Here is a 5496-nt window from a genome sequence, read left to right as displayed (position 1 = left end):
TCAGCAGACTGGGCAAACGGCTTCTCGCCAGCCATGCCGCCCGGCTGATTGCCGAGGAAAAGCTCGAGGTCGAGCCGCGGCGGGATCAGGAAATCATCCATGTCGCCTCAGCCAACGGGCCGGAATGCCTCGAAGCGATCAAGAAGATCCAGCCTGGCGTTGTCCTGCTTAATGGCTGCAGGCTGTTGTCGAAGGACATGCTTGCCCGGATGCCTTGCCCGGTGCTCAACTATCACGCCGGCATCACGCCGAAATACCGCGGCATGAACGGTGGCTACTGGGCGTTGACGTCAGGCGACCCGCAGAATTTCGGCACCACCGTGCATCTGGTCGATGCCGGCGTCGATACGGGCGCCGTGCTGAAACAGGTGCGCGGTCAACCGAAACGCGGCGACACCATCTCCAGCTACGCGTTGCGCCAGGCCGCGTTCTCGCGCGACATCTGCGTCGAGGCGGTCAGCGATGTTCTGGCCGGAAAAATCACCACCGTCGACCCCGGTCTGCCATCACAGCAATGGTATCATCCGACGATCTGGTTCTATCTCTGGACTGGCCTGAGAACCGGCATCTGGTAGCGCATTCCTCGTCAGGATCCGCACGCCGTGAGCCGGCTTTTCCGACGCCTCGAACCGGGCGCCGGCAGACGCCGGAAACGAATAATCACACCTTTCATTTTACGACATCCAAATGCGTCGCTTTTGAATGCGCGCGCGTCGTCCCATAACAAGCGGCCCCACTGCGCTTCCGGCAATGCTCGCAGAACGAGGAGTGAGAATTCATGGCCGATCTGATCGTCGTCTACTGGCGCGACATCCCAGCCCAAATCATCGTCAAAAAGGGCCGGCAGAACGCCAAGCGCGAGCTGCCGCTGCGCTTCACCGAGGCGATCGACATGTGCGCGATGCGCACTGGCGCCGGCGGCACCGACGATTATCTGGCCGAATGGCGCAAGGCCGATCCCGTCCCGGTCGGCGATGACCTCGAAGCCGAGGTCGAGAAGGCATTCAACGATATCGACACGAAATACGACCGCGAGCGGCTGGTCGCCCTGGTCAAGGCAGGCGGCAAAGAAAATGTCTGAAACCATTCCTGCCAAGGATGGCCAAAGGGTTGTCCAGCCGGTTACCCAGGCCACTCTGGTCAAAAAGGCAGCGCCGAAATCCGACTACAAGCCGGCCGACGTATCGCCGCAGCGGCGCGTGCAGCGTTCCTTTGCGGTCAGATTATGGTCTGTGCGGCACTCGCGATTACTCGAATGGTTCTACGCCAAATTCGCCGACATGTTCCTGCTCCTCCATCCCTTGTGGAAGGGCATAGGTTACGGCCGCGTCGAAGGGCCGATCAAATTCGTCGAGAAGCGCGTCAAGGGCTTCATGTTCGACTGCCGCATGTGCGGCCAGTGCATATTGTCCTCGACCGGCATGTCGTGCCCGATGAACTGCCCCAAGCAATTGCGCAACGGTCCTTGCGGCGGCGTCCGCGCCAACGGCAATTGCGAGGTCGAGCCCGATATGCCCTGCGTCTGGGTCAAAGCCTGGGAAGGCTCGCAGAACATGGTGCACGGCGACAGGATCCTGACCGTGCAGAAGCCGGTCGACCAGTCGCTGCGCGAAACATCGGCCTGGCTGCGGGTGACCGCGCAGGCGGCCGCCGCACGCGAAGCGGCCGCTGCCGCCAAAAATGAGACGGCAAACACCGGGGCACCGGCATGATCGGACGCCAGATCGACGAGAACCCGGCCGGCATCCACCTGCCGCTCGAACCCCTGCCCGGCCACACCTCGCGCGGCCGGCTGGAGCGCGTCCTGCGGCGCGGCGAGTTCGCCGTCACCACCGAGCTCAACCCGCCCGACAGCGCCGATCCGGAAGACGTCTATAACCGCGCCAAGATCTTCGACGGCTGGGTCGATGCCATCAACGCCGTCGACGCCTCGGGCGCCAATTGCCACATGTCGTCGGTCGGTATCTGCGCGCTTTTGACCCGCATGGGCTATGCGCCGATCATGCAGATCGCCTGCCGCGACAAGAACCGCATCGCCATCCAGGGCGACGTGCTGGGCGGGGCCGCGATGGGCGTCGCCAACATGCTGTGCCTGACCGGAGACGGTGTGCAGGCCGGCGACCAGCCCGGCGCCAAGCCGGTGTTCGACCTCGACTGCATGTCGCTGCTCGAGACCTGCCGCATCATGCGCGACAATGGCAAGTTCCTGTCCGGCCGCAAGCTGACGACGCCACCGCAGCTTTTCCTCGGAGCCGCGATCAACCCATTCGCGCCGCCGATCGACTTCCGGCCGCATCGGCTGGGCAAGAAGATCGCCGCCGGCGCGCAATTCGTGCAGAGCCAGTATTGCTTCGACGTGCCGATGTTCCGCAGCTACATGCAAAAGGTGCGCGACCTCGGCTACACCGAAAAATGCTTCATCCTGGTTGGCGTCGGGCCGCTGGCCTCGGCCAAGACGGCCAAGTGGATCCGCTCGAACGTGCCGGGCATCCATATTCCCGATTCTGTCATCAAGCGGCTGGAAGGCGCCCAGGACCAGAAAAAGGAAGGCAAGCAACTCTGCATCGACATCATCAACGAGGTGAAGGAAATATCAGGCGTTTCCGGCGTCCATGTGATGGCCTACCGGCAGGAGGAATATGTCGCCGAGATCGTCGATGAATCGGGCGTGCTGAAGGGCCGCCAGCCGTGGAAACGTGAGATCCGCCGCGACGATCAGCTCGTCGCCGACCGGCTCGACAGCATCTTGCACGACGACATTACCGAAACGCAGGTGGACATGGTGAAGACCGCGCATTGACGGCGCGGACGGCCACCCATTCGCTTGAACGAAAGCAGATAACGATATAAAGAAATCTTTATATCACGGCGGAGAGAATTCCATGACCCGTACCATCGTCGCCTCGGCGACACGAGAAATCATCATCGGCTTCGATCAGCCGTTCTGCGTGATCGGTGAACGCATCAACCCGACCGGCCGCAAGAAGCTGGCCGCCGAGATGATCGCGGGCAATTTCGACACCGTCATCCGGGACGCACTCGAGCAGGCAGCCTGCGGCGCCACCATGCTCGATGTCAACGCCGGCGTCACTTCGGTTAACCCGAACGAGACCGAACCCGGCCTTTTGGTGCAGACGCTGGAGATCGTGCAGGGGCTGGTCGACCTGCCGCTGTCGATCGACAGTTCCGTCACCGCCGCGATCGAAGCAGCACTCAAGGTCGCCAAGGGCCGTCCGCTGGTCAACTCCGTCACCGGCGAGGAAGAAAAGCTCGAAGCCATCCTGCCGCTGGTCAAGAAGTACAACGTGCCGGTCGTCGCCATCTCCAACGACGAGACGGGCATTTCAATGGATCCGGACGTGCGTTTCGCCGTCGCCAAGAAGATCGTCGAGCGCTGCGCCGATTTCGGCATTCCGGCGCATGACGTCGTCGTCGACCCGCTGGTGATGCCGATCGGCGCGCTGGGCGATGCCGGCCGCCAGGTCTTCGCGCTGCTGCGCCGCCTGCGTGAAGAGCTCAAGGTCAACACCACCTGTGGCCTGTCCAACATCTCGTTCGGCCTGCCGCATCGCCATGGCATCAACGCTGCCTTCATTCCGATGGTTATCGGCGCCGGCATGACCTCGGCGATCATGAACCCGGTGCGCCCGCAGGAAATGGAAGCCGTGCGCGGCGCGAATGTGCTGAACGGCACCGACGAGAACTGCACCAACTGGATCCGCACCTATAAGGATTACAAGCCGGCCGAAGGCGGCCAGGCCGTTGCCGCCCCGACGCAAGTCAATGCGCCGGGCGACGGCGCCGGCAATGGCGGCCGCCGCCGTGGCGGCCGTGAAGCCCGGATGGGCCGAGGATAAGCGCGCAATCGTGAACTCACCTGCCAACATCACCGACCCGCTCGTGCTGTTCATGCCGTCCGGCAAGCGCGGGCGTTTTCCTGTCGGCACGCCGGTGCTCGATGCCGCGCGCCAGCTAGGCGTCTATGTCGAAAGCGTCTGCGGCGGACGCGCCACTTGCGGACGCTGCCAGATCGAAGTGCAGGAAGGCAATTTCGCCAAGCACAAGATCACCTCCTCCAACGACCACATCACGCCCAAGGGCGCCAAGGAAGAGCGCTATGAGCGCGTCCGTGGCCTGCCCGAACGGCGCCGCCTCTCCTGCTCGGCGCAGATTCTCGGCGACCTCGTCATCGACGTGCCGCAGGACACGGTCATCAACGCGCAGACCATCCGCAAGGATGCCGACACCAGGGTGATCGCCCGCGATGCGGCGATCCGCATGTGCTATGTCGAGATCGAAGAACCCGACATGCACAAGCCGCTTGGCGATCTCGACCGGCTGAAGATCGCGCTGATGCACGATTGGGGCCTGAAAAGCCTTGATTTCGATTTTTATCTGCTGCCGCAGGTGCAAGGTATCCTGCGCAAGGGCAACTGGACCGCGACCGCCGCCATCTACAAGGATGCCGATTCGGAGACCGCGCGCGTCGTAGCACTTTGGCCCGGCCTCAAGAACGAGGCCTACGGTCTCGCCTGCGACATCGGCTCGACCACCATCGCCATGCATCTGGTGTCGCTGCTGTCGGGCCGCGTCGCCGCCTCCTCCGGCACCTCGAACCCGCAGATCCGCTTCGGCGAGGATCTGATGAGCCGCGTCTCCTATGTGATGATGAATCCTGACGGCCGCGAAGGCATGACGGTCGCCGTGCGTGAGGCAATCTCCGGGCTGGTCGACAAGGTCTGCGCCGAAGGCAATGTCCAGCGCAACGACATCCTGGACAGCGTCTTCGTCGGCAATCCGATCATGCACCATCTGTTCCTCGGCATCGATCCGACCGAGCTTGGCGGCGCGCCCTTTGCGCTGGCCGTTTCGGGCGCTGTGCACATCAAGGCATCCGACATCGGCCTGAAGCTCAACCAGGGCGCCAGGCTCTACATGCTGCCTTGCATCGCCGGCCATGTCGGAGCGGACGCGGCGGCGGTGACGCTGTCGGAAGGCCCGCATCGCCAGGACGAGATGATGCTGATCGTCGATGTCGGTACCAATGCCGAGATCGTACTCGGCAATCGCCAGCGTGTGGTTGCGGCCTCCTCGCCCACAGGCCCTGCCTTCGAGGGTGCCGAAATCTCCGGCGGCCAGCGCGCAGCACCGGGCGCCATCGAGCGTGTGCGCATCGATCCCGATACACTGGAACCAAAATACCGCGTCATCGGCTCTGAGCTGTGGTCCGACGAGCCGGGCTTCCTGGAAAGCGTCCAGGCAACCGGCGTCACCGGCATCTGCGGTTCCGGCATCATCGAAGTGGTGGCGGAGATGTATCTCGCCGGCATCATTTCCGAGGACGGCGTCATCGACGGCGGGCTTTCGGCCCGTTCGCCGCGCGTCACCGCCAACGGCCGCACCTTCTCCTACGTGCTGAAGGAAGGCTCTGCCGCATTGACGGAAGATGGGCCGAAGATCACCATCACCCAGACCGATGTGCGCGCCATTCAGCTT

At 63.3% G+C, this 5496-nt stretch carries 6 protein-coding genes; all 6 read left to right on the top strand.

The window, feature by feature from the left end; translation table 11 throughout:
* On the top strand, positions 1 to 575 hold a 575-nt coding region (locus EN906_RS21345), incomplete at its 5' end, for a formyl transferase (protein WP_127375351.1).
* Between the two features lie 203 nt (positions 576 to 778).
* Positions 779 to 1081 (top strand): virulence factor, encoded by a 303-nt coding sequence (locus tag EN906_RS21340; RefSeq protein WP_023812316.1) that lies wholly within the window; start codon positions 779 to 781, stop codon positions 1079 to 1081.
* Positions 1074 to 1712 (top strand): methylenetetrahydrofolate reductase C-terminal domain-containing protein, encoded by a 639-nt coding sequence (locus EN906_RS21335; RefSeq protein WP_127271183.1) that lies wholly within the window; start codon positions 1074 to 1076, stop codon positions 1710 to 1712. The genes EN906_RS21340 and EN906_RS21335 overlap by 8 nt, the downstream gene beginning before the upstream one ends.
* On the top strand, positions 1709 to 2800 hold the full coding sequence (locus EN906_RS21330) for a methylenetetrahydrofolate reductase (RefSeq protein ID WP_127271737.1): 1092 nt from the start codon (positions 1709 to 1711) through the stop codon (positions 2798 to 2800). The genes EN906_RS21335 and EN906_RS21330 overlap by 4 nt, the downstream gene beginning before the upstream one ends.
* Positions 2801 to 2882: 82 nt before the next feature.
* On the top strand, positions 2883 to 3857 hold the full coding sequence (locus tag EN906_RS21325) for a methyltetrahydrofolate cobalamin methyltransferase (protein ID WP_127271735.1): 975 nt from the start codon (positions 2883 to 2885) through the stop codon (positions 3855 to 3857).
* Positions 3808 to 5496, top strand: a 1689-nt coding sequence (locus EN906_RS21320) for an ASKHA domain-containing protein (protein ID WP_127375350.1), incomplete at its 3' end; no start/stop codon positions are given. The genes EN906_RS21325 and EN906_RS21320, both read left to right, overlap by 50 nt.

This window comes from Mesorhizobium sp. M7A.F.Ca.CA.004.06.1.1, assembly GCF_003999135.1.
Classification (GTDB): domain Bacteria; phylum Pseudomonadota; class Alphaproteobacteria; order Rhizobiales; family Rhizobiaceae; genus Mesorhizobium.
This window is presented reverse-complemented; position numbering and strand designations above follow the sequence as displayed.

Excerpts from the sequence above, each read along its gene's own strand:
- EN906_RS21340 (WP_023812316.1), top strand. The coding sequence starts at position 779 with ATGGCCGATCTGATCGTCGTCTACTGGCGCGACATCCCAGCCCAAATC.
- EN906_RS21335 (WP_127271183.1), top strand. The coding sequence starts at position 1,074 with ATGTCTGAAACCATTCCTGCCAAGGATGGCCAAAGGGTTGTCCAGCCG.
- EN906_RS21330 (WP_127271737.1), top strand. The coding sequence starts at position 1,709 with ATGATCGGACGCCAGATCGACGAGAACCCGGCCGGCATCCACCTGCCG.
- EN906_RS21325 (WP_127271735.1), top strand. The coding sequence starts at position 2,883 with ATGACCCGTACCATCGTCGCCTCGGCGACACGAGAAATCATCATCGGC.